The following is a 26,087-nucleotide window of genomic DNA, read 5'->3' on the forward strand; positions in this document are numbered from 1 at the left end:
CTCAGGCGAACCGGAGGGCCACTGGATGCCGGCGGCAAAGGCCAGCTTCAGTGACAGACGAACACTCCCCAGTGCCGTCGTGCCCGTCCGGCACTACGGGCCTGACAGCGAGTTCCTCGCGGGTGACATCCTCTCAGGCATACGTTGCCGCGCAGCACCGCTCGCCCGGCCCCACCCAGAGGCCGGGGCTTCCTCACTTGGTGCGGCCGGACATCACTCCTACGGTGACGGCAGACGCAGCCCTACCCGAGGAACGACAGACGGACCTGACGTCGCGGATTGTCGACGTTCGTGTCGACCAGGCAGACCGACTGCCACGTGCCGAGTTCGAGGGTGCCGCCGATGACCGGGAGCGTCGCGTGCGGCGGGACCAGGGCGGGGAGGACGTGGTCACGGCCGTGGCCGGGGGTGCCGTGGCGGTGGCGCCAGCGGTCGTCGGCGGGGAGCAGGTCGCGGAGGGCCGCGAGGAGGTCCTCGTCGCTGCCAGCGCCCGTTTCGAGGATCGCGATCCCGGCGGTCGCGTGCGGCACGAAGATGTTGAGCAGCCCGTCGCGGCCCCCGGCCGCCCCGGCGAGGAACTCCTCGCAGTCGCGGGTGAGGTCGGCGACGGTCTCCGACGAGCCGGTCGTGACGTGGAGGACATGGGTCTGGAGTGCGTCGGTCATGCCCTCATTCTCCCCGTGGCGGCGGGATCGCGCGGGCGGGAAGACTCCGGGCCGCCCCGTGGTTCGTAGAAGCATGAACTATGTGGAGGTCGTGGTCATCGGGGCCGGGCAGGCCGGGCTCTCCAGCGCGTATCACCTGCGGCGTACGGGCTTCGTGCCATGGCGGGACTTCGTCGTGCTCGACCACTCCCCGCACCCCGGCGGTGCCTGGCAGTACCGCTGGCCGACCCTCACCTACGGCAAGGTGCACGGCATGCACGCGCTGCCCGGGAAGGAGCTGACCGGCGCCGATCCGGAGCGGCCCTCCTCCGAGGTGATCGGGGAATACTTCGCCGGTTACGAGCACGCTTTCGGCCTTCCCGTACGGCGCCCGGTGGACGTGCGCGAGGTCCGGGAGGGCACCGAGGGCGACGGCGGGCGGCTGCTCGTCGTGACCTCGGACGGCGTCTGGGCAGCGCGCGCCGTGATCAACGCGACGGGGACCTGGGACCGGCCCTTCTGGCCCCGTGTCGCCGGGCAGGAGACCTTCCGGGGGCGGCAGCTCCACACCGCCCAGTACCCCGGCCCGGAGTCCGACGCGTTCGCCGGGAAGCGCGTGGTCGTGGTCGGCGGCGGGACCTCGGCCGTGCAGCATCTGATGGAGATCGCCGACGTCGCGGCGGACACGACCTGGGTGACCAGGCGCCCGCCCGTGTTCCGGGAGGGGCCCTTCGACGAGGACCAGGGCCGGGCCGCCGTCGCGATGGTGGAGGAGCGCGTACGGGCGGGGCTGCCGCCGCGCAGCGTCGTCTCGGTGACGGGCCTGCCGATGACGGAGGCGATGCGCCGGGCCCGGGAGCGCGGGGTGCTGGAGCGGCATCCGATGTTCGCCCGGATCGTGCCGGACGGCGTCGAATGGGCCGACGGCAGCCGCGTCCCGGCGGACACGATCCTGTGGGCCACCGGCTTCCGCCCCGCCATCGACCACCTAGCGCCGCTGCGGCTGCGCGAGCCGGGCGGCGGCATCCGGGTCGAGGGCACGCACGCGATCAAGGACCCGCGCGTCCACCTGGTGGGGTACGGGCCTTCGGCCAGCACGATCGGCGCGAACCGGGCGGGCCGCGCGGCCGTACGGGACATCCGCAGGCTGCTCGGGGACCACGCCCCGGGCCCGGCGGCGGAGACCGTGCGCGCGGACCAGGCGCCCGCAGACGGCGTGTCCGCGGACGACGCGTCCGCAGATCGCGTACGCGCGGCGGTCGCCGCCGCCTGACCTCGCCGGGCAGACGAGGCTCCCCCCGGACGCCGGACAGGCGGCCCCTCAGGCGCCGGACAGTCCCCTCACGCCCGGCCCGTCATGCTCGACGCCCGGACGACCAGCTCCGGCTGGAGGACGATCCGCTGGTGGACGTGGGCCGTCGCCTCGTCGCCCGTCTCCTCGATGAGCAGGTCGGCGGCGGCATGGCCCATGCGGAACGCGGGCTGCCGTACGGAGGTGAGGGGCACCGCGGCCGCCGCGGCGAACTCGATGTCGTCGTAGCCGACAAGGGCGACCTCCTCCGGGACCCGGATCCCGGCGCCGTAGAGGGCCTGGAGGACGCCGAGGGCCATCAGGTCGTTCGCGCAGAAGACGGCCGTGGGCCGGGGCGACATGCCCAGCAGCCGGGCGCCCGCGTCGCGCCCGGCCGCCACGTCCATCCGTTCGGCTTCGACGTGCCGCATCCGCGCGTCCGAGCCGGAGTCGCGCAGCACGGCCCTCGCGCCGTCGTACCGGTCCTGGCACTGGCTGAGCCGCAGCGGCCCGCTGACGTAGGCGAGGTCGCGGTGCCCCCTGTCGAGCAGGTGGCGTACGGCCAGGCCCGCGCCCTCGTAGTCGTCGACGGAGACGGAGCAGCCCTGGGCGCTGGGCACGACCCGGTCGACGGAGACGAACGGGATGCCGTGCCGTTCGAACGCCGCGAGGTTGCGGCCCGTGGTGTCGGCGGGGGTGATCAGCACGCCGCGTACCCGCTGCTCGGCGAAGAGGGACAGGTACTCGGCCTCCTCCGCCGTGCTCTGGGCGCTGTTGCAGAGCATCACGCCCAGCCCGGCGTCCCGCGCGGCGCGCTCCGCGCCGGAGGCCACGTCCACGAAGAACGGGTTGGCCATGTCCATCACGAGCAGCGCGATGATGCGGCTGCGGCCCGCGCGCAGATGGCGCGCGGACTCGCTGCGCACATAGCCGAGCTGGTCGATGGCGGCGAGGACGCGGACGCGGGTCTCCTCGGCCACCATCTCGGGGCGGTTGATGGCGTTGGAGACCGTGCCGACCGAGACGCCGGCAGCGCGGGCGACCTCCTTGATGCCCACGGTTCCGCCCGCCCGGCTCGTCCGGCTCACGCCCCGCCCCTTCCGCCTCCGCCGCTCGACCAGCGGTTATCAGAAGTCGTACTTGTCGATGTTCTTCTTCGTGAAGACCGTGGGCGGACCGAGGACGACCTCGCCGTCCTTGCCGACCTTGTACTTCCCGAGCTTGCCCGCCTTGAACGTTTCACCCTGCTTTCCGGTGATCTGCCCCGAGGCCAGTGCCGCGCCCGCGTACGCCGCAAGATAGCCGAGGTGCTGGGCGTCCCAGAGCAGGAACTCCTTCACCGTTCCGTCCTTGACGAACTTGCGCATCTGGTTGGGCGTGCCCAGCCCGCCGAGGACGACCTTTCCTTTGTACTTGGAGCCACTGACATAGCGGGCGGCCGCGGCCCCGCCGACCGTCGTGGGCGAGATGATGCCCTTGAGCTTCGGGTACGCCTTGAGCAGACCCTGGGTCTCCTGGAACGACTTCTGGTCGTCGTCGTCCCCGTAGGCGGTCTTGACGAGCTTCACGTCCTTGTAACGCGGCTTCTTCAGCTCGTCCTTCATGATCTTGATCCAGGTGTTCTGGTTCGTCGCGTTCTGCGTCGCCGAGAGGATCGCGATCTCGCCCTTGTCGTCGATCTGCCGGGAGAGGTCCTGGACCATCTGGCGCGCGAGCCGGTCGGAACCCGCCTGGTTGACGAAGACGTGGCGGCAGTCCTTGCCCGCGTCGGAGTCGAACGAGACGACCTTGACGTCCTGCTTCATGGCCTGCTTGAGGGGCCCGCAGACGGCGTTGGGGTCGTTGGCGGCCAGCAGGATCGCGTTCTGGCGCTGCTGGGTCAGCGTGTTGATGTAGCTGACCTGGGAGGACGCCTTGGGGTCCGAGGGGCCGACCTCCTTGCCCTTGCCGCCGAACTCCTTGATGCCCTTGATCCCGGCCTTGTCGACGACCGTGAAGTAGGGGTTGTTGATCTGCTTCGGCAGGAAGGCGATCTTGAGCCCCTTCTTGAGGGGCGCGTCGGGGTCGGCCTTCGCGTTCTGGGCCTTCTCCTTCGCGTCGTCCTTCGAGTCCTTCTTGGTCGTCCCCGAGCAGCCCGCCAGTGCGACGGACAGCGCGCAGACCGCGGCTGTGGCGGCGAGGAGACGGGAACGGTGGTGCGCTCGCATGGAATTGCCTTTCGAGGGTGGACAGGGGATGGGGGCAGACGTGCGGCGCACGTCCGCGCGTGTGCGGAGCCCGTACGTCTGCGCGTGTGCGCAGGCCGTACGTCTGCGCGTGTGCGGAGTCCGTCAGGTCGCGGCCAGCCGCCGTTGTCTGCGGGCCGTGACCAGGGCGATCACCCGGGGGGTGAGCACGGAGACGATGAGCAGCACCCCGGTGACGATGACCTGGATCTCGTGGGACACGTCGTTGAGGGTGAGCAGGTTGTTCAGGACGCCGATGAGCAGGACGCCCGCGACGGCGCCGCCCAGCGTGCCCTTGCCGCCGTCGAAGTCGACGCCGCCGAGCAGCACCGAGGCGACGACGGTCAGTTCGAGCCCGAGCCCGTTGTCGGCGCGGGCGCTGCCGTAGCGCAGGGTGTAGACGATCCCGGCGAACGACGCCATGAAGCCGCTGAAGGCGAAGAGGATCAGCTTGATCCGCTTGACCCGTACGCCCGCGAAGTACGCGGCGTCCTCCTGCGCGCCGATCGCGAAGAGGGACCGTCCGAAACCGGTGCAGTGCAGCACGACCGCCGCGGCGACGGCGAGGACGCCGAACAGCGCGATCGGGTACGGCACGAAGGTGCCCGGCACCGTCTCGGTGTTGCCCGCCCACTGCGCGTAGGTCTCGGGGAAGTCGGCGACGGCCTTGTTGCCGAGGACGACGGAGGCGAGGCCCCGGTAGAGGGTGAGCGTGCCGATGGTGACGGCCAGGGAGGGCAGCCCGACACGGGTGACGAGCCAGCCGTTCAGCAGCCCGCCGAGGACGCCTACGACCAGGCAGACGGGCAGGATCATCTCGAACGTCCAGCCCGCGTCCCACAGCGAGCCCGCGAGGGCGCTGGAGAGGCCGAGCATGGAGGCGACGGAGAGGTCGACCTGGCCCGCGACGACGAGGAGCGTCATCGGGAGGGCGAGCAGGGCGATCTCGGCGGTGTCGTTGAGCGCGGCCGAGAGGTTCGCGGAGTCGGAGAAGCCCTCGGTCGTGCCCGTACCGGCGAGGAAGGCGGCGACGAGGAGCACGCCGACCACCGTGTCCCAGCGCAGGAACCGGCCGAAGCCGGGCCGCTCCGCCTTGAGTTCGGGGGTGGCTGGTGCGGTCACTCTCTTCTCCTCTTCCTGAGCGCCTGGGTGGTGCGGCTGCGCACGACGCGGTCGGTGCTGATGGCGACGAGCAGCAGCGCGCCCGTGATGGCCTGCTCCCAGAAGGGGTTGACCTTGAGGACGACGAGGGCGCTGCCCATCGTGGTGAGCAGCAGCGCGCCGAGCGCCGCGCCCCAGACGGTCCCGACGCCGCCGGTGATGGCGATGCCGCCGACGACGACGGCGCTGACGACGGTCAGTTCCCAGCCGTTGGCCGCGTCCGCGACGACCGTGCCGAAGCGGGCGAGCCACAGCGCCCCGGCGAAGCCCGCGACGCCGCCGGAGAAGGCGTACGCGGCGAGCACCCGGCGCCGGATAGGGATGCCCGCGAGGCGCGCGGCCTCGGGGTTGGAGCCGATGGCGTACAGCTCGCGGCCGCTGCGGTACGTCCGCAGGAAGTACGCGGTCCCGGCGAGCACGACGGCCGAGATGATCGGCAGGTACGGGATGCCCAGGATCGCGCCGGAGCCGAGGTCGAGGACACCGTCGGGCACGTTGGTGGCGTTGATCTGGTCGCCGTGCGCCCAGGCGTGGTCGACGCCCTGGATGACGTAGAGCATGCCGAGGGTGACCACGAGCGCGGGCACCCGGCCGAAGCTGACCAGAGCGCCGCTGACCAGGCCGCAGCAGGCGCCGAGCGCGATGCCGATCAGAACGACGGTGAACGCGCTGTGGTCGCTGCCCGAGGCGAAGCTGCCGCAGGCGAAGGCGGTGAGGCCGACGACGGAGCCGACGGACAGGTCGATGTTCCGGGTGAGGACGACGACGGACTGTCCGGTGGCGAGCAGAACGAGGATGGACGAGTTGAGCAGGAGGTCCTTGATGCCCTGGTCGTCGAGGAAGGACGGGTTGGTCAGCCAGGTCGCGAGGATCAGCAGGACGAGCGCGCCGCCGATGCTGAACTCGCGGACGCGGGAGACGGTTTCGGCGAGCGAACGTCCGCCGCGTCCCTTGTCCTCGCTCTGCGTCCCGGGCCGCTGGTCCAGTGGTTCGAGGGTGGCGCTCACGCGGCCTCCCCCTCTCCGCGGCCCCGTCCGGTGGCCGCGGCCATCACGCTCTCCTCAGTAGCCTCGTCCCGGGGTATTTCGGCGACGAGGCGTCCCTCGTGCATCACGAGGACGCGGTCGGCCATGCCGAGGACCTCGGGCAGGTCGGAGGAGACCATCAGTACCGCGAGCCCGTCGGCGGCCAGGGAGGAGAGCAGCCGGTGCACCTCGGCCTTGGTACCGACGTCGATGCCGCGTGTGGGCTCGTCGACGATGAGCACGGCGGGCTCGGTGGCCAGCCATTTGGCGAGGACGACCTTCTGCTGGTTGCCGCCCGACAGGACGCCGACGGTGTCGGAGAGCCGGTCGTACTTGAGCTGGAGCTTCAGGGACCAGTCGGAGGCGCGGGCGCGCTCCAGGGTGCGCCGCACCATGCCGCCGCGCCCGAGCTTCCCGAGCCCGGTGAGGCCGATGTTGCGCTCGATGGACGCCTCCATGACGAGGCCGCGCTGCCGCCGGTCCTCGGGGACGAGCGCGAGCCCGGCGTCCATCGCGGCCGTGGGCGAGCCGCGGCGCAGCGGCTTCCCGTCGACCTCGACCTCGCCCGCGTCGGGCCTGTCCACGCCGAAGACCGCCTGGACGACCTCGCTGCGCCCGGCGCCGACGAGTCCGGCCAGGGCGACGATCTCGCCCCTGCGCACCTCGAAGGACACGTCGCGGAAGACACCCTCGCGGGTGAGGCGGCGCACGGTGAGGGCCTTCTCCCCCGTACGCGCGTCCTGCTTGGGGTACAGCTCGCCCAGGTCGCGGCCGACCATGCGGCGGACGAGGTCGTCCTCGGTGAGCCCGTCCAGCGTCTCGGAGGCGACGAGCTTGCCGTCGCGCAGGGTGGTGACGCGCTGGCACAGCTCGAAGATCTCGGCGAGCCGGTGGGAGATGAAGAGCACGGCGGCGCCCTCGGCGCGCAGTGCCTCCACGACGGAGAAGAGCCGCGCGGTCTCGCTGCCGGTGAGCGCGGCGGTGGGCTCGTCCATGATGAGCACCCGCGCGTCGAAGGAGAGCGCCTTGGCGATCTCGACGATCTGCTGGTCGGCGATGGAGAGCCCCCGGGCGGGGCGCGACGGGTCGAGGTCGACGCCGAGGCGGCCCATCAGCTTCGCCGTCGCCTCGTGCACGGCCGCGTGGTCGATGCGGCCGAGGGTGCGGCGGGGCTGGCGGCCCATGAAGATGTTCTCGGCGATGGAGAGGTCGGAGAAGAGGGTGGGCTCCTGGTAGATCACGGCGATGCCCGCGTCCCGCGCGTCCGCCGGACCGTGGAAGACCGCGGGTCTGCCGTCGAGCAGGACGGTGCCCGCGTCCGGCCGGTGGACGCCGGCGAGGGTCTTGATCAGGGTGGACTTGCCCGCACCGTTCTCCCCCGCCAAGGCGTGCGCCTCCCCGGCGTGCAGCTCCAGGGACACCCCCTGGAGGGCGCGGACGCTGCCGAAGGACTTGCTCACCCCCTCCAGCGCGAGAACCGGCGGGGAACCATCGCCCGTTGAGGGCCTGGTCATCGTGCTCCTCCCCTGGTCACGCGGCTGACCGTGGCTCAGAAATGAAATGTTTCAACATAGTTGACGGGAAGCTAGTCACATGTCGGAGGTCAGTCAAGGGGGTCCGTCGCAGGTAACCGGCGTTTTCTACCGACCTCTTGACCCTGCGGAACCACCGCCTCTACTTTCCTGGACCCACGAACTGAATCGTTTTCAATTTCTTTCCAACCTCGGTCCGGGAGGCGCACGTGATCAGCAGACGCCACTTACTCGCCACCGCCACCACGACAGCCGCAGCGGCCACGACCGCCACGGCAGTCTCCTCGCTCCCGGGTACGGCGGCCTCCGCCGCCCCCGCCGGGCTGCGCGTGGAGAGCACCACCACCGAGTACGCCGACCGCCCGCTCGGCCTGGACGCGGCACGTCCCCGGCTGAGCTGGGTGCTCGGCGCCGACGGTCACGACAGGAAGCAGACGGCCTACCGGATACGGGTCGCGACCTCGCCGGACCGCCTCGGCTCCCCCGACGTGTGGGACAGCGGCCGCAAGGAGTCCGGCCGTTCCGTCCTCGTCCCGTACGGAGGGCCCGCGCTCCGTCCCCGTACGCGCTACCACTGGTCCGTCCGCGTCTGGGACGGCGAGGGACACGCCTCGGAGTGGAGCGAACCGACCTGGTGGGAGACCGGACTGACCGTCGCCGGGAAAGGCGGGAGCGCCGGGGACGGCGAGTGGAAGGCCCGCTGGATCGCGCCGCCCGCCGCGCTGGTCGACCCGCCGCCTCTGGAGGGCGCCTCCTGGGTCTGGTTCCCCGAGGGCTCCCCCGGGCAGCTCCCGGCCGCCACGCGCTGGTTCCGGGGCACGTTCACGGCCGATACCGGGGTGCGCGGGGCCCGGCTGGTGCTCGCCGCGGACGACGGCTTCACGGCGTACGTGAACGGCGCGGAGGTGGCCGTACGCGAGGGGCTGGCCATCCAGAAGTCCTGGAGCCACCCGGTCCACCTGGACGTCACGGAGCACCTGCGCGAGGGCGGCAACGTCCTCGCCGTCGCGGCCTCCAACGCCGAACAGGGCGCGGCGGGACTGCTCGCCGTCCTGGAGGTCACGACCGCGCGGGGCACGTCCCGCTTCACGACGGCCGACGACGGCTGGCGCTGCGCCGACAGCGAGCCCCCGGGGGACGCCTGGCGCGCCCCGGCCTACGACGACAGCGGCTGGCAGCAGGCCCGCGCGGTCGCCGCGTGGGGCGACGGCCCGTGGGGCAAGGTGCTCGCCCAGCAGACGCCGTCCCAGATGCGCCGCTCGTTCCGCCTCCCCCGCGGCCGTGTGGCCCGCGCCCGGCTGTACGCGACCGCGCTCGGGCTGTACGAAGCGCGGCTGAACGGCCAACGGGTCGGCGAGGACCTGCTGACGCCCGGCTGGACGGACTACGCCCACCGTGTGGCGTACCAGGCGTACGACGTGACCCGCGCGGTGAGGGGTGGCGCCAACGCGCTCGCGGTGACCCTGGCGCCCGGCTGGTACGCGGGGAACATCGGCTGGTTCGGTCAGCACCACTACGGGAAGCACCCCGCCCTGCTGGCCCAGTTGGAGGTCACCTACGAGGACGGCCGTACCGAACGCGTCGTCAGCGACGAGGGCTGGCGCGCGGCCAGGGGCCCGCTCATGGCCGCCGACCTGATGATGGGCGAGGACCACGACGCGCGCGCCGAGACGCCCGGCTGGGACGCTCCCGGGTACGACGACGGCTCCTGGCGGCCCGTGGAGGCGCCCTCCGGCGACATGCCGGAGATCGTCGCCATGACGGACGCGCCGACCCGCGTGATGAAGGAGCTCGAACCGGTGTCCGTCCGCGAAGTGCGGCCGGGGACCCACCTTTTCGACCTGGGCCAGAACATGGTCGGCACCGTACGGCTGAAGGTTTCCGGCGGCAGGAAGGGACAGCGCGTCACCCTCCGGCACGGAGAGGTGCTCGACAAGGACGGCGCGCTCTATGTGGACAACCTGCGCACGGCGCGGCCCGTGGACACGTACACCCTGCACGGAGGGCGCGGCACCGAGACGTACACGCCGCGCTTCACCTTCCACGGCTTCCGGTACGTCGAGGTGAGCGGCTATCCGGGACGGCCGCAGAAGGACGCGGTCACGGGGCGGGTGCTGCATACGGCCGCACCGTTCACGATGGAGTTCTCCACGGACGTGCCGATGCTCAACCAGTTGCACAGCAACATCACCTGGGGTCAGCGCGGCAACTTCCTCTCCGTCCCGACCGACACCCCCGCACGCGACGAACGCCTCGGCTGGACGGGCGACATCAACGTCTTCGCCCCGACGGCCGCATACGTCATGGAGTCGGCCCGCTTCCTCACCAAATGGCTCCAGGACCTGCGCGACGGGCAGCCGGACGAGGGGAACGACGAGGGCGCGTTCCCGGACGTGGCTCCGTACATCGGACCCGTCGGCAAGGGCGTCGCCGGCTGGGGCGACGCCGGAGTGACCGTGCCCTGGAGCCTGCACAGGGCCTACGGGGACGAACGGGTACTGGAGGAGAACTGGGACGCCATGCGCGCCTGGATCGCCTATCTGGAGAAGCACAGCGACGGCCTGCTCCGCCCCGCCGAGGGCTACGGGGACTGGCTCAACATCGAGGACGAGACGCCCAAGGACGTCATCGGCACCGCGTATTTCGCGCACGCCACGGACCTGGTCGCGGACACCGCGCGGCTGATCGGCGAGAACGCCGCTCCCTACGAGGAGCTGCTGGAGCGCGTGAAGAAGGCGTTCCAGACGGCCTATGTCAGCGGCGACGGGCGGGTCAAGGGCGACACACAGACCGCGTACGTCCTGGCGCTCTCGATGGACCTGCTGCCCACTGCGGCGCTCCGCCGCGCCGCGGCCGACCGGCTGGTGGCGCTCGTCAAGGCGAAGGACTGGCACCTGTCGACGGGCTTCCTCGGCACGCCCCGGCTCCTTCCGGCACTCACGGCGGCGGGTCATACGGACGTGGCGTACCGGCTGCTGCGTCAGCGGACGTTCCCCTCCTGGGGCTATCAGATCGACAAGGGCGCGACCACGATGTGGGAGCGCTGGGACTCGATCAAGCCGGACGGGAGCTTCCAGGACGTCGGCATGAACTCGTTCAACCACTACGCCTACGGATCGGTCGGCTCCTGGATGTACGAGAACATCGCGGGCATCGCGCCCGGCGGTCCCGGCTTCCGCGAGACCGTCGTACGGCCGCGCCCCGGCGGCGGTGTGCGCCGCGCGAGCGGCCGCCACCGGACGCCCTACGGGACGGTCGCCACCGGATGGTCGCTGGAGGGCGGCAGCGGCGGCGAGCGCTTCACGCTGGACGTCACCGTCCCGGTGAACACCACGGCGGAGGTCTGGGTCCCGGCGGAGCGCGCCTCGGACGTGTCCCTGAAGGACGCGCCGGGGGCGGGCTTCCGGCGGATGGAGGACGGGTGCGCGGTGTTCTCCGTCGGGTCGGGAAGGCGCCGCTTCACGACCGGCGGGTGAGGGACCGGGTGCGGGACGGGTCGGGAAGGAGCGGGGAAGGGACCGGCCGCACGGAGTGGCTGGTTCCACCCGCCTCCCGGCCGCCCCAACTGCGCTCCCGAGGGCTCCTCTTGACGTGCGATCACGCCGCACGTAGCGTCGTCGGACAGCTCGTTGAATCGTTTCACCCTCTGCCATTGGTCGTACCACCCAGCAGGGAAAAAGCACAGAGGAGACGCATGTCGGAGCAGGCACTCGCGGCGGTGAAGTCCGCGCTCACGTCCCAGCGGATAGAGACCCCGTCCTGGGCGTACGCGAACTCGGGTACGCGCTTCAAGGTGTTCGCGCAGCCGGGGGTCCCGCGCGCCCCCTGGGAGAAGCTGGACGACGCCGCGCGGGTGCACGCGCACACGGGTGTGGCACCCGTCGTCGCCCTGCACATCCCCTGGGACCGGGTCGACGACTACGCCGCGCTGGCGGCGTACGCCGGGGAGCGCGGTCTGACCCTGGGCGCCGTGAACGCCAACGTCTTCCAGGAGGACGACTACAAGCTCGGCTCCGTCACCCACCCCGACCCCGCGGTGCGGCGCAAGGCGCTGGACCACCTCATGGAGTGCGTCGCCATCATGGGCGCCACGGGCTCGCGCGATCTGAAGCTCTGGTTCTCCGACGGCACCAACTACCCCGGGCAGGACGACATCCGGGCCCGCCAGGACCGTCTGGAGGAGGCCCTGTCGGCGGTGTACGAGCGGCTGGGCGACGACCAGCGGCTGATCCTGGAGTACAAGCTGTTCGAGCCCGCCTTCTACGCCACGGACGTGCCGGACTGGGGCACCTCGTACGCGCACTGTCTCAAGCTCGGCGAGCGGGCGAAGGTGTGCGTCGACACGGGGCACCACGCGCCGGGCACGAACATCGAGTTCATCGTGGCGTTCCTGCTGCGCGAGGGGAAGCTCGGCGCCTTCGACCTCAACTCGCGCTTCTACGCGGACGACGACCTGATGGCAGGCGCCGCCGACCCGTTCCAGCTCTTCCGGATCATGTACGAGGTCCGGGCGGGCGGCGGTCTGGAGCCGGACGCGGGCATCGCGTTCATGCTCGACCAGTGCCACAACATCGAGCCCAAGGTCCCGGCGGTGATCCGGTCGGTCATGAACGTCCAGGAGGCCACCGCCAAGGCGCTCCTCGTCGACCGCGAGGCCCTGGCGGCCGCGCAGCGCGCGGGCGACGTCCTGGGCGCCAACGGCATCCTCATGGACGCCTTCCAGACGGACGTACGGCCGCTCGTCGCGGACGTACGGGAGGAGCTGGGCGCCGACCGCGATCCGCTGGCGGCCTACGCGGCGTCCGGCTGGGCGGAGCGGATCGCCGCCGAGCGCGTCGGCGGCGAGCAGGCGGGCTGGGGGGCGTGACGATGGCGGCGGAACAGCGCTCCGGGGCCACGCCCGGGGAGACGGCGGCACGCCCCGAGGTCGAGGCGCTGCTGGCGCGCTCGCACCGGCTGGGGGCCGACCCGCGCAACACCAACTACGCCGGGGGCAACGCCTCGGCGAAGGGCACGGCCACCGATCCCGTCACGGCCGGCGACGTCGAGCTGATGTGGGTGAAGGGTTCGGGCGGTGATCTGGGCACGCTCACGGCGGGCGGACTCGCCGCCCTCCGCCTCGACCGGCTGCGCGCCCTCACGGGCGTCTATCCGGGCGTGGAGCGGGAGGACGAGATGGTCGCCGCGTTCGACTACTGCCTGCACGGCAAGGGCGGCGCGGCCCCGTCCATCGACACGGCCATGCACGGCCTGGTGGACGCCCCGCACGTGGACCATCTGCACCCGGACTCGGGCATCGCGCTGGCCTGCGCGGCGGACGGCGAGGACCTGACCCGCGAGTGCTTCGGCGGGACCGTGCTGTGGGTGCCCTGGCGGCGGCCCGGCTTCCAGCTCGGCCTGGACATCGCCGCGCTCCACGAGGCGCACCCCGAGGCCATCGGCTGCGTGCTGGGCGGCCACGGCATCACCGCGTGGGGCCGTACGAGCGAGGAGTGCGAAGAGAACTCGCTGCACATCATCCGCACCGCTGAGCGCTTCCTCGAAGAGCGCGGCAGAACGGAACCGTTCGGTACCGTCCTAGACGGGTACGAGGCGCTGCCGGAGGAGGAGCGCCGGGCTCGCGCCGCGGCGCTCGCCCCCGTCGTGCGGGGGCTCGCCTCCCGCGACAGGGCACAGGTGGGGCACTACGACGACGGCGAGGCGGTCCTCGACTTCCTCTCCCGCACGGAGCACCGCAGGCTGGCGGCGCTCGGCACGTCCTGCCCGGACCACTTCCTGCGCACCAAGGTGCGTCCCCTGGTGCTCGATCTGCCCGCGACGGCGTCCCTGGAGGAGATGACCGTCCGGCTGCGGGAACTGCACGAGGAGTACCGCGCGGAGTACCGGGCCTACTACGAGCGGCACGCCACCCCGGACTCGCCACCCCTGCGCGGTGCCGATCCGGCGATCGTGCTCGTCCCCGGTGTCGGCATGTTCAGCTTCGGCAAGGACAAGCAGACCGCGCGCGTGGCGGGCGAGTTCTACCGCAACGCGCTCAACGTGATGCGGGGCGCCGAGGCCGTCTCCTCGTACGCGCCCATCGAGGAGTCCGAGAAGTTCCGCATCGAATACTGGGCGCTGGAGGAGGCCAAGCTGCGGCGGATGCCCCCGCCCAGGCCGCTGGCCTCCCGGGTCGCGCTGGTGACCGGCGCGGGCTCCGGCATCGGACGGGCCATCGCGCACCGCCTGGCGGCGGAGGGCGCCTGCGTGGTGGTGGCCGACCGCGACGCGGACGGCGCGCGGAAGGTCGCCGACGAGCTGGGCGGCCCGGACACGGCCGTTCCGGTCACCGTGGACGTCACCGCTGAGGGCCAGATCGCCGCCGCCTTCGACGAGGCCGTACGGGCCTTCGGCGGCATCGACCTGGTCGTCAACAACGCGGGCATCTCGGTCTCCAAGCCCCTCGCGGAGACCACCGCGGAGGACTGGGACAGGCAGCACTCCATCATGGCCCGCGGCTCGTTCCTGGTCTCCCGGGAGGCGGCCCGGGTGATGACCGCGCAGGGCATGGGCGGCGACCTGGTCTACATCTCCTCCAAGAACGGCGTCTTCGCGGGCCCCAACAACATCGCCTACGGCGCCGCGAAGGCCGACCAGGCCCACCAGGTGCGTCTCCTGGCGGCCGAACTCGGCGAGCACGGCATCCGCGTCAACGGGGTCAACCCCGACGGCGTGGTGCGCGGTTCGGGCATCTTCGCGGGTGGCTGGGGCGCCCGGCGCGCCGCGGTGTACGGGGTGCCGGAAGAGAAACTCGGCGAGTTCTACGCGCAACGGACCCTTCTCAAGCGCGAGGTACTGCCGGAGCATGTGGCCAATGCGGTCTTCGCGCTGACCGGCGGCGACCTCAGCCATACGACGGGGCTGCACATCCCCGTGGACGCGGGCGTCGCGGCGGCCTTCCTCCGCTGAACCGGCACACCGCCGACGCACCGTCCCACCGTCTCCGGTGGCGGGCCGAGCCGTGGGGGCGCGCCCGCCACCGGTCCATCCGTACGTCCTGTCCGAGCGTGAGGTCCTCCGTGCCGTCTCCCCCGTCCTCCCCGTCGTCCCCTTCGTCCGCCCGCCCGTCCGGCCCTCCGTCCGTGTCCCGCTCCTCCTCCGTCTTCGCCGCCGTCGATCTGGGTGCGTCCAGTGGTCGGGTCATCGCGGGCCGTCCCGTCGACGGGCGGATCGTCCTGGAGGAGGCCCACCGTTTCGCCAACCGCCCCGTACGGACGCGCGGAACGCTGCACTGGGACATCCTCGGCCTCTACCGGGGCGTCCTGGACGGGCTGCGCGCGGCGGGCGCGAAGGCGGGGCCCCTCACCTCCGTGGGCATCGACTCCTGGGGCGTGGACTACGGTCTGCTCGACGCGGACGGCGTGCTGCTCGGCAACCCGGTGCACTACCGGGACTCCCGTACGGACGGGATGGACGCCGAGATCGAGAGGGCCCTCCCGGCACGGGAGCTGTACGGGCTGACCGGGCTCCAGAGGATCGCCATCAACACGCTCTACCAGTTGACCGCCGCCCGGGGGACGCACCAGTTGGAGACGGCCCGCAGGCTGCTGCTGACGCCCGACCTGATCTCGTACTGGCTGACCGGGGTGGAGGGAACCGAGCTGACGATCGCGTCCACCACCCAGCTCGTCGACCCGCGCGACGGCACCTGGTCGCGTCCCGTCGCGGAGGCGCTGGGAATCGACATGTCGCTCTTCGCGCCGATGCGGCGGCCCGGGGACCCGGCGGGCACCCTGCTGCCCGAGGTGCTGGAGGAGACCGGGCTGGACGGCCCCGTCCCCGTGACGGCCGTGGGCGCGCACGACACGGCCTCGGCGGTCGCGGGGGTCCCCGCCGGGCGCGAGGGCTTCGCGTACATCTGTACCGGCACCTGGTCGCTGGCGGGCGTGGAGCTGGACGCGCCCGTGCTGAGCGAGGAGAGCCGGCTGGCCAACTTCACCAACGAGCTGGGCGTGGACGGCACGGTGCGCTATCTGCGCAATCTCATGGGCCTGTGGCTGCTCCAGGAGTGCCTGCGGGCCTGGGAGGCCCAGGGCGACCCCCAGGAGCTCGGACCGCTCCTGGAGCGCGCGGGGAAGCTCCCGGGGCTGCGCTCGGTGGTGGACGCGGGCGCCCCGGAGTTCCTCGCGCCGGGCGGGATGCCGGACCGTATCGCCGCCGCCTGCCGCCGCACCGGGCAGCCCGAGCCGCGGGACCCGGCGGAGACCACCCGCTGCGTCCTGGACTCCCTGGCACTGGCCCACCGCTCGGTCCTCGCGGACGCGGCGCGGCTGTCGGGCCGGGAGGTGCACACCGTGCATGTCGTGGGCGGCGGGGCGCGCAACGCGCTGCTGTGCCGGCTCACGGCGGACGCCTGCGGGCTCCCGGTGGTCGCGGGGCCGGCGGAGGCCGCGGCGTACGGCAACGTGCTGGTGCAGGCCCGTACGGCGGGCGCCGTCTCCGGCGGGCTCCCCGAGCTGCGTGCCCTGCTGCGCGACAGTCTGGAGCTGCGGCACTATGAGCCGACGGGTGATCAAGCATCCTGGGCGCGGGCCGCCGCGCGCGTCCACGAGCACGGGAAGGAGGCGGCGTGCGCGTAGCGCTCTTCGTCACCTGCGTCAACGACTCGCTCTATCCCCGCACGGGCCGTGCCGTGGTGGCGCTGCTGGAGCGGCTGGGTGTGGAGGTGGACTTCCCGCAGGCCCAGACGTGCTGCGGGCAGCCCCAGTTCAACACCGGCTACCGGCACGCCACGGAGCCGCTGGTGCACCGCTACGCGGAGGCGTTCCGGGGCTACGACCACATCGTGGTCCCCTCCGGCTCGTGCGCCGCGATGGTGCGGGACAACTACCCCCGGATCGGCGCGCGTGCCGAGGCGGAGGGCAGGGGCGGCACGCTCGCCCGGGCGGCGGAGGAGACCGTGCCCCGTACGTACGAGCTGTCCGAGTTCCTCGTGGACGTCCTCGGCGTGACCGACGTCGGCGCCTACTACCCGCACACGGTGACCTACCACCCGACGTGCCACGGGCTGCGGATGCTCGGCCTGGGCGACCGTCCCCGGAAGCTGCTGGAGCACGTCAAAGGGCTGGAGCTGCGGGAGCTGGAGGGGGCCGAGGAGTGCTGCGGATTCGGCGGCACCTTCGCCCTCAAGAACGCGGCGGTCTCGGCCGCCATGGGCGCCGACAAGGCGCGGCACATCGAGGAGTCCGGCGCGGACGCGGTCTGCACGGTCGACAACTCCTGTCTGATGCACATCGGGGGCACGCTGTCCCGTCAGGGCTCCCGCGTGGAGCCGGTGCACCTGGCGGAGATCCTGGCGAGCACGGAGGAGGCGCCCCTGTGACCGGTGACGCTCGGGGCGGAGTGACCTATCTGGGGATGCCGCCCTTCCCGCAGGCGGCCGAGGTGTCCACCCAGGACGGCCAGTTGCGCCGGAACCTGCGGCACGCCACCCACACCATCCGGGACAAGCGCGCCGCCGCCGTCGCCGAACTGGGCGACTGGGCGGCACTGCGCGCGGCGGGCGCGCAGATCAAGGACCGTACTCTGCGCCATCTCGACCACTACCTGGAGCAGGTGGAGGAGGCCGTCACCGCGGCGGGCGGCACGGTGCACTGGGCGGCCGACGCGGCGGAGGCGAACCGTATCGTCACGGCCCTCGTGCGCGAGACCGGCGAGACGGAGGTCGTCAAGGTCAAGTCGATGGCGACGCAGGAGATCGGGCTCAACGAGGCGCTGGAGAGCGCCGGGATCTCCGCCTACGAGACCGATCTGGCCGAGCTGATCGTGCAGCTCGGGGACGACCATCCCTCGCACATCCTCGTTCCGGCCATCCACCGCAACAGGGAGCAGATCCGCGAGATCTTCCGCGAGCGGATGGGCCGCTGGGGGCGTCCGGCCCCTGACAATCTGTCGGACAGTCCGGCGGAGCTGGCGGAGGCGGCGCGGCTGCATCTGCGCGAGAAGTTCCTGCGTGCCAAGGTCGGCGTCTCCGGCGCGAACTTCATGGTCGCCGAGACGGGCACCCTGGTGGTGGTCGAGTCCGAGGGCAACGGCCGGATGTGCCTCACTCTTCCGGAGACGCTGATCTCGGTCGTCGGCATCGAGAAGGTCGTGCCCTCCTGGCAGGACCTGGAAGTCTTCCTCCAACTGCTGCCCCGTTCCTCCACGGCCGAGCGGATGAACCCGTACACCTCCACCTGGACGGGCACAACGGACGAGGACGGGCCGCGCCACTTCCACCTGGTGCTGCTCGACAACGGCCGTACGGACACGCTCGCCGACCAGGTCGGCCGCCAGGCACTGCGCTGCATCCGCTGCTCCGCCTGCCTGAACGTCTGTCCCGTCTACGAGCGCGCGGGCGGGCACGCCTACGGCTCGCCCTATCCGGGACCGATCGGTGCCATCCTCACGCCGCAGCTCGACGGGATGGCGAGCGAGCTGGACGCCTCACTGCCCTACGCGTCGTCCCTGTGCGGCGCCTGCTACGAGGTGTGCCCCGTGGCCATCGACATTCCGGAAATCCTGGTGCGCCTGCGCGAACGGGTCGTGGAGGGCGGGCCCGCGACCGTACGGGGCGAACGGGTCGTGCTGAGACCCGCACGGGGCCACGCGGCCGAACGCGCGGCCGTACGCGCCGCTTCCTGGACCTTCGGCCATCCCGCGGCGCTCCGTACGGGCGAGCGGCTGGCCTCACGCGCGCGCCGTCTCGTGCCCCGGCGGCTGCCCGGCCCCGGCAGCGCGTGGACGGAGACCAGGGACATCCCGGAGCTGCCGCCGGAGCCGTTCCGGGACTGGTGGCGCCGTACGCGTGGCGGAACCGAGGGCCGTGACGGCCGTGACGGCCTTGAGGGAGGCGGAAGATGAGCCAGCGGGACCTCGTCCTCGGGCGCGTCCGGCGCGCCCTGGCGGACGTACCGCGCGAGGAGCGTCCCGACGAGGTGCCGGTCGCGCGGGACTATCTGCGAGTACACGGTGCCCGTACGCCCGAGGAGACGGTACGGCTCCTTGCCGTCCATCTGGCGGACTACCGGGCCCGGGTGCACCACTGCGACGGTGACGGCGTGGCCGCGAAGGTCGCGGAGCTGCTGTCCGCGCGCGGAGCCCGGAGCGTGGTCGCGCCGCCCGGGCTGCCCGGCGGCTGGCTGCCGGAGGGGATCGACCGCATCGAGGACGACCCCGGTCTGACCGCGCGTGATCTGGACGCGGTGGACAGCGTGGTGACGGGGTGCGCGGTCGCCGTCGCGGAGACCGGCACCCTCGTCCTCGACGCGTCGCCGGACCAGGGACGGCGCCGTATCACGCTTGTGCCCGACCACCATGTGTGCGTGGTGCGGGTGCCCGACCAGGTGGTCGCGTCCGTCCCGGAGGCGCTCGAACGGCTCGACCCGGGCAGGCCCCAGACCTGGATCTCGGGCCCGTCCGCGACGAGCGACATCGAACTCGACCGCGTCGAGGGCGTGCACGGTCCGCGCGCCCTCGACGTCGTCCTCGCCGGGCCGGCCGTGGCGGCCGGACCCGGCGTGCCGTCCGACGACTGACGACGGCTGGACCGGCGGCTGACGACGGCTAGCGGGGGGCGAAACTCGCCGCCCGCGCGGGGGATGCCGTCCTGGTGATACGCCGCCCGGCGGCGGGCGCGAGCGTGCCCGTCGCGCCGTCCGGGCGTCCGCCGCTCCCCCGGCCGTCCCTGGCCGGGCCGTGCGGACGTTCGTCGCGCGACTCGGCATTCCGCCGCGCGAGCGCGTTCCACAGCATGCTGGCCGGGTGGCCGGGGTCCCGCGTCTCGGGCTCGCCACGGCGCCTGAAGGCCCCTACGAGGACGCGCTGCGGCGGCCCGAGGTCCTCCAGCAGCCGGAGCGTGCGAAGCCCTCTCGCCTCCGGCAGGAGCCCTTCGGCGACGGCTTCGCCGAGCCCCTGGGTCACCAGCATGCTCGCGCGGAGCACCCCGGAGGCCAGCAGCTCGAACCCGTAGTGCGCCGTGTCGATCTCGGCCGCGAGCCACATCCGCCGCCGGAAGTCGGGGCCGAACCAGCCCCGCAGCGCGTCCGGGATGATGCCGTCGGCCGAGACGACCAGCGGCATCGACGCCAGCGCGCGCACGCTGACCGGCATGTCGGGCAGCTCGCTCTCGGCGGCGTTGGTCACCAGGGCCAATCCACTGCGGCGCCACTCCATCACCTCGACGCCCTCGAAGCGCGCGTCCCCGGCAGCCCCCGCGACTGCCGAGGTGAGCACGCTTCCGCAGACCAGATCGAGTTCACGCGATCTGAGCTTGCTCAGCAGGCTTCTGGTGCGGACGTGTTCCATGCGGAGCTGCACGCTCTCCTGCGTTAAACGGTCCCTGACCTGTTCCACCGCGTCCAGCAGATAGCCCAGCGTGTAGCGCGTGGAGCCGACGGCGAGCGTACGGCCGCTGCGCAGCCGCGCGGCGTCCAGTTCGGCACGCCACTCGCCGAGCGTGTTCCGGGCGAGCCGGGCGAGCGCCTCGCCCGTGGCCGTGAACATCACGCGCTCGCCTCTCCCCCGCTTGTGCAGGAGCGGCTCGCCGCAGTGCTCTCCCAGATTACGGTTCATCGTGTCCAGTTGCTTCTGCACACTGGACTGTTCGCGTCCGAGAAGACGAGCGGCGGCGAGCGCCGTTCCCTCCTCGTGCACGGCGAGCAGTGTGCGCAACTGGTCCATGGTGGTGTCAAGCAGTCCCGCGGGGTATAGGGCACCTACGGGTTCCTGAATCGTGCGGGGCACGGGCATAGGCCCATCTCACTCTCTGTCTCCTTGGTGTGCCGGGGCCCCGCAGCCTAACTCCCGTACGCTGTCCGCGCGTTCACTGGGAATGTTCTACAGATTTCTTCCAGGAAACGGTAGTTCGCGCCGCAATACCCGTGGAAGGGTCATGCCCACCACACCTCCCCCTCGCTTTCCGCCCAGGAGACCCTGCACGTGAGCTACCCACAGGCTGCCCCCATGCAGGGCGCCCCGCACCCGGTCCCCCAGCCGGGCCGGGCGGCGTCCCGGATCAGAAAACCCGGGGTTCTGGCCGCCCTGCCGATCGTGACCGCACTGGCCGCTCTGTCGGGCGCGATCGGCTCCTTCCTGGTGTTCTCGGGCGGCAAGGACATCGCCGACGAGAACGTGCGCAACGCCGTCGACTCCAACCCCGAGGCCGTCGGCCTCCAGGCCGGTGTGACCTCGGCCGACATCAAGGAGCTCGCCGGCGGTCCCCTCTGGGACTCGGTCGTCACCGAGTGGCAGAGCACGATGGAGGCCCGCGCCCTCATCGCCATGGTGTTCGGCGTCGGGCTGCTGCTGTTCGCCCTGTTCGTACGCAAGGCCGCCGTCTGGGCCCGCGTGATGTCACCATCGTGGCGTTCCTGTCGGCCGCCTTCCCCCACCTGCTCGTCCTCAGCGACGCGCCCCCCACCAGCCTCAGGGTGACCAGTACGGCAGCCGTCCTCCTCGGGCTCGTCGCCCTGGTCATGTGCTGGCTGCCGCCGGTCAACCGGTACCGCAAGGAGAGCCGCGCCTCCGTCTGATCACGGGGGTCGGACGGCCCGCGCTCTCCTTCTCCACGAACGTGCCCCTGCGGTCCCCCTGGCAGGGGCACGTTCACGTTCCGGACACTCCAGCAGGACGGTGCACCATACAGCTAGCCTGACCGTCCAAGCGGCCCGCCGCGTCGGGACATCGCCCCGGGCGCCGGTGGCCGTGCCGCACCAGGACGCGCCGGGAGGCACCGCATGCAAGACCCTTCGCCCCGCTACGTGACCGCCCTGGAGGGCGTCGGCGTCCGCCGGACCACGACCGACCAGGTCATCCTCGACGACGTCGACTGGTCCGTACGCGCCGGTGAGCACTGGGCGCTCCTGGGGGCGAACGGCGCGGGCAAGACCACCCTCCTGCGCCTCATCGGCGCGACCATGCACCCCACGACCGGCACGGTCGAGGTGCTCGGCAAGCGGCTCGGCCGGGTCGATGTGCGCGAGCTGCGCGCCGTCCTGGGCCATGTCTCCACCTCCCAGCGGGTCCCGCAGGACGCCACGGCACACACGGTCGTCCTGACGGGCGCGACCGGAACGGTGCAGCCGCTCTGGAAGAAGTACGACGCCGCGACGCGCGAGCTGGCCCACGAGCTGCTGGCCGAACTCGACTGCAAGGAGCTGGCCGACCGCCCCTTCGGCGTCTGCTCGGGCGGCCAGCGGGCCCGGGTCCTCATCGCCCGCGCCCTGATGCCCTCCCCGTCGCTGCTCCTGCTCGACGAGCCGTTCAACGCCCTGGACCTGCCCTCGCGCGAGGACCTCATCGACGCGCTGCGCAGACTCGCGGTGGACCGTCCGGAACTGGCGACGGTCACGGTGACCCACCATCTGGAGGAGCTCCCGCCGAGCACCACCCACGCCCTGCTGCTGCGAGAGGGCAGGGTGCAGGCACACGGCCCGGTGCGCGAGGTGCTGACCGGAGAGCGCATGACCCAGTGCTTCGGCCGTCCCATCGAGGTGACGCACCAGGACGGCCGCTGGCTCGCCCGTTCCGGCCGCCGGGCCTGAACGGGCGGACAGACAGACCCGCGAGCCCGAACGGGCGGACGGACAGACCCGCGAGGGGTCGGTCCTAGGTCTCCTGGGCCGCGGGTCCTAGGCCACGAAGACCCGGCGCGCCTCGGGCCGTGGACCGTTCCGGCCGTCCTTCACCCGCGCCTAGCGTGCCGCCCATGGACACGACAGGGACACTCGACGAAGCGCTGGAACGACTGCACCGTACCGGCCCCGAGCGGGAGGGCTGGCTCACCAACCACGCCCCCATGGCCGTCGAGGCGCTGGTGCGGCACGGGCAGGCCGGGACCGTGCACCGCTGGCTCGACCGTTACCGGGACAAGCTGGAGGACATGCCCGCACCCACCGGCCCCGTCACCGAGGCCAACTGGCGGGAGCACCTGGGCGACCCCCGCAGACTGGCGGACTGGGCGCTGTTCTTCACGCGGCAGGTCGAGGAGCGGCCCTGGCGCGACGTGCTCGCCGAATGGTGGCCCCGTCTGCTGCCGGGCATCTCCGGCGCCGCCACCCACCCGGTCATCCGTACGGGTCACGCCGTGCGGACCCTCTTGAGCGAGGAGGAGGCACGGAGCGGGGCCACGACCCGGCCCCGCAGGGCCGAGCTGGGCCACGCGCTCGGCTACTGGGCCGCACGGCACCTCACGCTCTCCGGCGTCCGGGAACTCCCCGCCCCGCGCTCGGCGGCGGCCGGGCTGGACGCCGTCCCGCTGGTCGAGGACCAGAGCGGCGGCATCGTGGCGAGACTCGAACGGATCGCCGGGCTGCCCGCACGCCCCGGCCCGCAGGACCTCGACGCGGCCGCCGCCGAGGCCGAGATCGCCGGGGTCGTGCGCGCGGCGACGCTCCGGTACGCGACCCACGCGCACGGCTCCCCCGTCATGCTCGTCCACGCGGCCACCGCGCCGAACGCCGTGCTGCGCACGCTGCCCGCTCTGCCGCCCGGGCTGTGGGGGCCGAGCCTGGACGCAGCCTGGACCGTCAGCGCCGCCGTCACGGCCGTCTACGGCCCCTCTGAGCCCGCTCCGGCCCCGGACCCGGGGCGTGCCACGCCGGAGGATGTTTTCGCGCGCGCTGTCGCCCACGGCGACGAGCACGTCATCAAGCTGGCGGACACCGCGCTGGACGTCGCCGAGCGGAGCGGCCGGGACGGCGACGAGGAGAGCCGCGGCACGGCCCTGGCGGCGGCCCTGCGCGCGGTCGAGCTGACGGAGCCGATGTTCTGACGGCCCGGCGGGCCATGTCCGGCTGCGAGCGGCGGAGCGCTCAGAGCGCGGCGGCGAAGGCGTCGTAGGCGCGCTTGTCGAAGAGAACGAACCGCAGCTCCTCGAAGCCCTCGCCCTCCTCTCGCAGCGTGCCGACCGCGATCCGGGCGGCGTCCTCGACGGGCCAGCGGAAGACGCCCGTGGAGATGGCGGGGAACGCGACGGTACGGGCGCCCAGCTCCCGGGCCACGCGCAGGGACTCGCGGTGGCAGGAGGCGAGGAGCGCCGAGCGGTCCTCGTCGGGCTGCCAGACGGGGCCGACCGTGTGGATGACCCAGCGCGCGAGCAGTTTGCCGCCGGTCGTCGGCGCCGCGTGCCCCACCGGGAGTCCGCCGCCGTAGCGCGAGGCACGCAGGCTGCGGCACTCGGCCAGGATCTCCGAACCGCCCTTGCGGTGGATCGCGCCGTCCACTCCGCCGCCGCCCAGCAGGGAGGAATTGGCCGCGTTCACCACGGCGTCGACGTCCTGCTCGGTGATGTCGCCCTGGACCAGGGTGATGTTCGGATTCGGCATGCGGCCATCCTGTCAGCGGCGCGTGTCGGTGCGCATGCGCATTGGCTCGTGCACGCACCCTGGTCGCCACTGTCACCTTCGGGTTAGCTTGCCCAGCCCGCCCTCTTCCGGAAGGACGGTCCGTCATGGCCAGCGCTCCCTCCCGCCGTTCCCTCGTGGCAGGCGGCACCGCCGCCGCCCTCGCCGCCCCGCTGCTCACCGCCGGCGCCGCCGGTGCGGCACCGCCGGGAGGGGGCGGATCGGCGCACTCCGTCGTCCCCGGGGCCGATGTCGCGGCCGCGCGGGGGTGGAGCATGCTGCGGGGCCGCAAGGTCGGCGTCGTCAGCAATCCGACCGGCATCCTGCGCGACGCGAGCCATGTGGTCGACTCGATGGCCGCGCGGGACGAGCTGAACATCGTCGGGGTCTTCGGCCCGGAGCACGGCTTCCGGGGCAGCGCCCAGGCAGGCGAGTCGGAACCGAAGTTCGAGGACCCGCGCACGGGTCTGACCGTGTACGACGCGTACGGCGCCGACGCGAAGAAGATGGCCGCCCTGTTCCGCAAGGCGGGGGCCGACACCATCGTCTTCGACATCCAGGACGTGGGCGTGCGGTTCTACACGTACATCTGGACGATGTTCCACGCGATGGTCGCCGCGCGGGACACGGGTGCCCGGTTCCTCGTGCTGGACAGACCGAACCCCATCGGCCGCAGAGCGGACGGTCCTCTGCTGACGCCGGAGTTCTCCTCGGGCGTCGGGCTCAAGCCGATCATCCAGCAGCACGGCATGACCGTCGGCGAACTGGCGCGGTACTTCAACGGTGAACTTCTGCCGCGGGAAGGGGACGGCGGGAAGGCCGAGCTGGAGGTCGTCCGGGTGCGCGGCTGGGACCCGTCCACGACGGCGCAGCGCACCGGCCTGCCGTGGGTGCCGCCCTCGCCCAACATGCCAACGCCGGACACGGCCACCGCCTACGCGGGCACGGGCTACTTCGAAGGGACCAACCTGTCCGAGGGACGCGGCACCACCCAGCCGTTCCAGTTCATCGGCGCCCCCTATCTGGACTACCACTACAGCGACCGGCTCAACGCGCTGAAGCTGCCGGGCGTGCGCTTCCGGGAGGGCTACTTCGTCCCGACGTTCAGCAAGTACACGGGCAAGACCTGTGCGGGCGTACAGCTCCTGGTGACCGACCCGGCCCGGTACGAGGCGGTCCCTACGGCCGTCGCCATGCTGGTGGAGGCCCGCAAGTACGACGGGTTCGCCTGGCGCAAGGACCAGGATCCGCGGCCGTACTGGATCGACAAGCTCTCGGGCTCCCCCCGGCTGCGGGAGATGATCGACGACGGCAAGGACACGGCCGCCGTCACGGCCGCGTGGCGGTCCGAGGTGCGCGCGTTCACCCGGAAGCGACGCCCTTACCTGCTGTACGGCTGAGGTACGGCCGTGACGGCCCGCCCGGGCTAGGCTCCGGCTATGGCCGCACGATTCAAGGACCTCGTCATGGACGCCGTCGACCACCAGTCGCTGGCCGACTGGTGGTGCACCGCGCTGGGCTACGAACGGCGCCAGCCCCCGGCGGGCTACTCCGAACAGCCCCGGGAGTGGCCCGTGCCCATCTACGATCCCGCCGGGGCCGGGCCGCTCATCTGGTTCACCCCGGTGACCGAGCCGAAGACGGTCAAGAACCGCATGCACCTGGACGTCTTCGGCAACACCGACGAACTGCTCGCCCTGGGAGCGACGTTGGTGCGCAGACGGGACGGCCAGATCGGCTGGGACATCATGTCCGACCCGGAAGGGAACGAGTTCTGCGTCTTCGATCCGAAGCCGCGGAGCGTCCACCGCTAGGCGGCTCCTGACGGATAGGCGGCTCCTGACG

Annotated in this window: 21 protein-coding genes; 13 read left to right on the top strand and 8 right to left on the bottom strand. The window is 72.2% G+C overall.

Annotated features, from left to right (window positions below; all coding sequences use genetic code 11):
• Window positions 1–242: 242 nt before the first annotated feature.
• Window positions 243–665, bottom strand: a complete 423-nt coding sequence (locus ABD343_RS06445; RefSeq protein WP_344524967.1) for a YjbQ family protein — start codon at window positions 663–665, stop codon at window positions 243–245.
• A 73-nt stretch (window positions 666–738) separates the two neighbouring features.
• On the opposite strand from ABD343_RS06445, the gene ABD343_RS06450 reads away from it, so the two are divergent.
• Window positions 739–1,917, top strand: coding sequence for an NAD(P)-binding domain-containing protein (locus tag ABD343_RS06450; RefSeq protein WP_344524969.1), 1,179 nt, complete (start codon window positions 739–741; stop codon window positions 1,915–1,917).
• Window positions 1,918–1,985: 68 nt separating this feature from the next.
• Here ABD343_RS06450 and ABD343_RS06455 read toward each other — a convergent pair whose 3' ends face one another.
• The 5 genes from ABD343_RS06455 to ABD343_RS06475 form a co-directional block, all read right to left on the bottom strand.
• Window positions 1,986–3,023, bottom strand: coding sequence for a LacI family DNA-binding transcriptional regulator (locus ABD343_RS06455; RefSeq protein WP_344524971.1), 1,038 nt, complete (start codon window positions 3,021–3,023; stop codon window positions 1,986–1,988).
• 39 nt (window positions 3,024–3,062) lie between these two features.
• Entirely contained in the window at window positions 3,063–4,142 is a 1,080-nt protein-coding gene (gene rhaS / locus ABD343_RS06460; RefSeq protein WP_344524973.1) for a rhamnose ABC transporter substrate-binding protein, read from the bottom strand.
• 123 nt (window positions 4,143–4,265) lie between these two features.
• Window positions 4,266–5,282: an ABC transporter permease gene (locus ABD343_RS06465; RefSeq protein ID WP_344524975.1), complete on the bottom strand. Its 1,017-nt coding sequence runs from the start codon at window positions 5,280–5,282 to the stop codon at window positions 4,266–4,268.
• The gene (locus ABD343_RS06470) at window positions 5,279–6,328 is read right to left on the bottom strand and encodes an ABC transporter permease (RefSeq protein ID WP_425578106.1); all 1,050 of its coding nucleotides are present in this window, start codon (window positions 6,326–6,328) and stop codon (window positions 5,279–5,281) included. Before ABD343_RS06470 ends, ABD343_RS06465 begins: the two co-directional genes overlap by 4 nt.
• Window positions 6,325–7,860, bottom strand: coding sequence for a sugar ABC transporter ATP-binding protein (locus ABD343_RS06475; RefSeq protein ID WP_344524977.1), 1,536 nt, complete (start codon window positions 7,858–7,860; stop codon window positions 6,325–6,327). The genes ABD343_RS06470 and ABD343_RS06475 overlap by 4 nt, the downstream gene beginning before the upstream one ends.
• Before the next feature lie 227 nt (window positions 7,861–8,087).
• On the opposite strand from ABD343_RS06475, the gene ABD343_RS06480 reads away from it, so the two are divergent.
• From ABD343_RS06480 to ABD343_RS06510, 7 genes are all read left to right on the top strand, one after another.
• Window positions 8,088–11,354, top strand: a complete 3,267-nt coding sequence (locus tag ABD343_RS06480) for a family 78 glycoside hydrolase catalytic domain (protein ID WP_344524979.1) — start codon at window positions 8,088–8,090, stop codon at window positions 11,352–11,354.
• Between the two features lie 218 nt (window positions 11,355–11,572).
• Entirely contained in the window at window positions 11,573–12,745 is a 1,173-nt protein-coding gene (rhaI, locus tag ABD343_RS06485) for an L-rhamnose isomerase (RefSeq protein WP_344524981.1), read from the top strand.
• A 2-nt stretch (window positions 12,746–12,747) separates the two neighbouring features.
• The gene (locus tag ABD343_RS06490; protein WP_344524983.1) at window positions 12,748–14,826 is read left to right on the top strand and encodes a bifunctional aldolase/short-chain dehydrogenase; all 2,079 of its coding nucleotides are present in this window, start codon (window positions 12,748–12,750) and stop codon (window positions 14,824–14,826) included.
• A 173-nt stretch (window positions 14,827–14,999) separates the two neighbouring features.
• Window positions 15,000–16,496: a rhamnulokinase gene (locus ABD343_RS06495; RefSeq protein ID WP_344524985.1), complete on the top strand. Its 1,497-nt coding sequence runs from the start codon at window positions 15,000–15,002 to the stop codon at window positions 16,494–16,496.
• The gene (locus tag ABD343_RS06500; protein ID WP_344524987.1) at window positions 16,487–17,239 is read left to right on the top strand and encodes a (Fe-S)-binding protein; all 753 of its coding nucleotides are present in this window, start codon (window positions 16,487–16,489) and stop codon (window positions 17,237–17,239) included. The genes ABD343_RS06495 and ABD343_RS06500 overlap by 10 nt, the downstream gene beginning before the upstream one ends.
• Before the next feature lie 35 nt (window positions 17,240–17,274).
• Entirely contained in the window at window positions 17,275–18,762 is a 1,488-nt protein-coding gene (locus ABD343_RS06505; RefSeq protein WP_344525580.1) for a LutB/LldF family L-lactate oxidation iron-sulfur protein, read from the top strand.
• Entirely contained in the window at window positions 18,759–19,436 is a 678-nt protein-coding gene (locus ABD343_RS06510) for a LutC/YkgG family protein (RefSeq protein WP_344524989.1), read from the top strand. Before ABD343_RS06505 ends, ABD343_RS06510 begins: the two co-directional genes overlap by 4 nt.
• A gap of 28 nt (window positions 19,437–19,464) precedes the next feature.
• Here the strand turns inward: ABD343_RS06510 and ABD343_RS06515 are convergent, their stop codons facing one another.
• A complete protein-coding gene (locus tag ABD343_RS06515; RefSeq protein WP_344524991.1) occupies window positions 19,465–20,580 on the bottom strand; it encodes a LysR family transcriptional regulator in 1,116 nt (371 codons plus the stop codon).
• A gap of 258 nt (window positions 20,581–20,838) precedes the next feature.
• Between ABD343_RS06515 and ABD343_RS06520 the strand changes: the two genes are divergently transcribed.
• The 3 genes from ABD343_RS06520 to ABD343_RS06530 all read left to right on the top strand — a co-directional run bounded on the left by ABD343_RS06520 (window position 20,839) and on the right by ABD343_RS06530 (window position 23,671).
• The gene (locus tag ABD343_RS06520) at window positions 20,839–21,333 is read left to right on the top strand and encodes a hypothetical protein (RefSeq protein ID WP_344524993.1); all 495 of its coding nucleotides are present in this window, start codon (window positions 20,839–20,841) and stop codon (window positions 21,331–21,333) included.
• A 302-nt stretch (window positions 21,334–21,635) separates the two neighbouring features.
• The gene (locus ABD343_RS06525) at window positions 21,636–22,442 is read left to right on the top strand and encodes an ABC transporter ATP-binding protein (RefSeq protein WP_344524995.1); all 807 of its coding nucleotides are present in this window, start codon (window positions 21,636–21,638) and stop codon (window positions 22,440–22,442) included.
• Between the two features lie 164 nt (window positions 22,443–22,606).
• A complete protein-coding gene (locus ABD343_RS06530) occupies window positions 22,607–23,671 on the top strand; it encodes a questin oxidase family protein (protein WP_344524997.1) in 1,065 nt (354 codons plus the stop codon).
• Between the two features lie 40 nt (window positions 23,672–23,711).
• Here ABD343_RS06530 and ABD343_RS06535 read toward each other — a convergent pair whose 3' ends face one another.
• Window positions 23,712–24,224 carry an O-acetyl-ADP-ribose deacetylase gene (locus ABD343_RS06535; protein WP_344524999.1) on the bottom strand — a complete coding sequence of 171 codons (513 nt, stop codon included), beginning with the start codon at window positions 24,222–24,224 and terminating at the stop codon, window positions 23,712–23,714.
• A 125-nt stretch (window positions 24,225–24,349) separates the two neighbouring features.
• Between ABD343_RS06535 and ABD343_RS06540 the strand changes: the two genes are divergently transcribed.
• Together ABD343_RS06540 and ABD343_RS06545 are read left to right on the top strand one after the other, a co-directional pair.
• Window positions 24,350–25,642, top strand: coding sequence for an exo-beta-N-acetylmuramidase NamZ family protein (locus ABD343_RS06540; RefSeq protein WP_344525001.1), 1,293 nt, complete (start codon window positions 24,350–24,352; stop codon window positions 25,640–25,642).
• A 39-nt stretch (window positions 25,643–25,681) separates the two neighbouring features.
• Entirely contained in the window at window positions 25,682–26,056 is a 375-nt protein-coding gene (locus tag ABD343_RS06545; protein ID WP_344525003.1) for a VOC family protein, read from the top strand.
• Window positions 26,057–26,087: the final 31 nt, after the last annotated feature.

This window comes from Streptomyces albiaxialis, from assembly GCF_039530985.1.
Classification (GTDB): domain Bacteria; phylum Actinomycetota; class Actinomycetes; order Streptomycetales; family Streptomycetaceae; genus Streptomyces; species Streptomyces albiaxialis.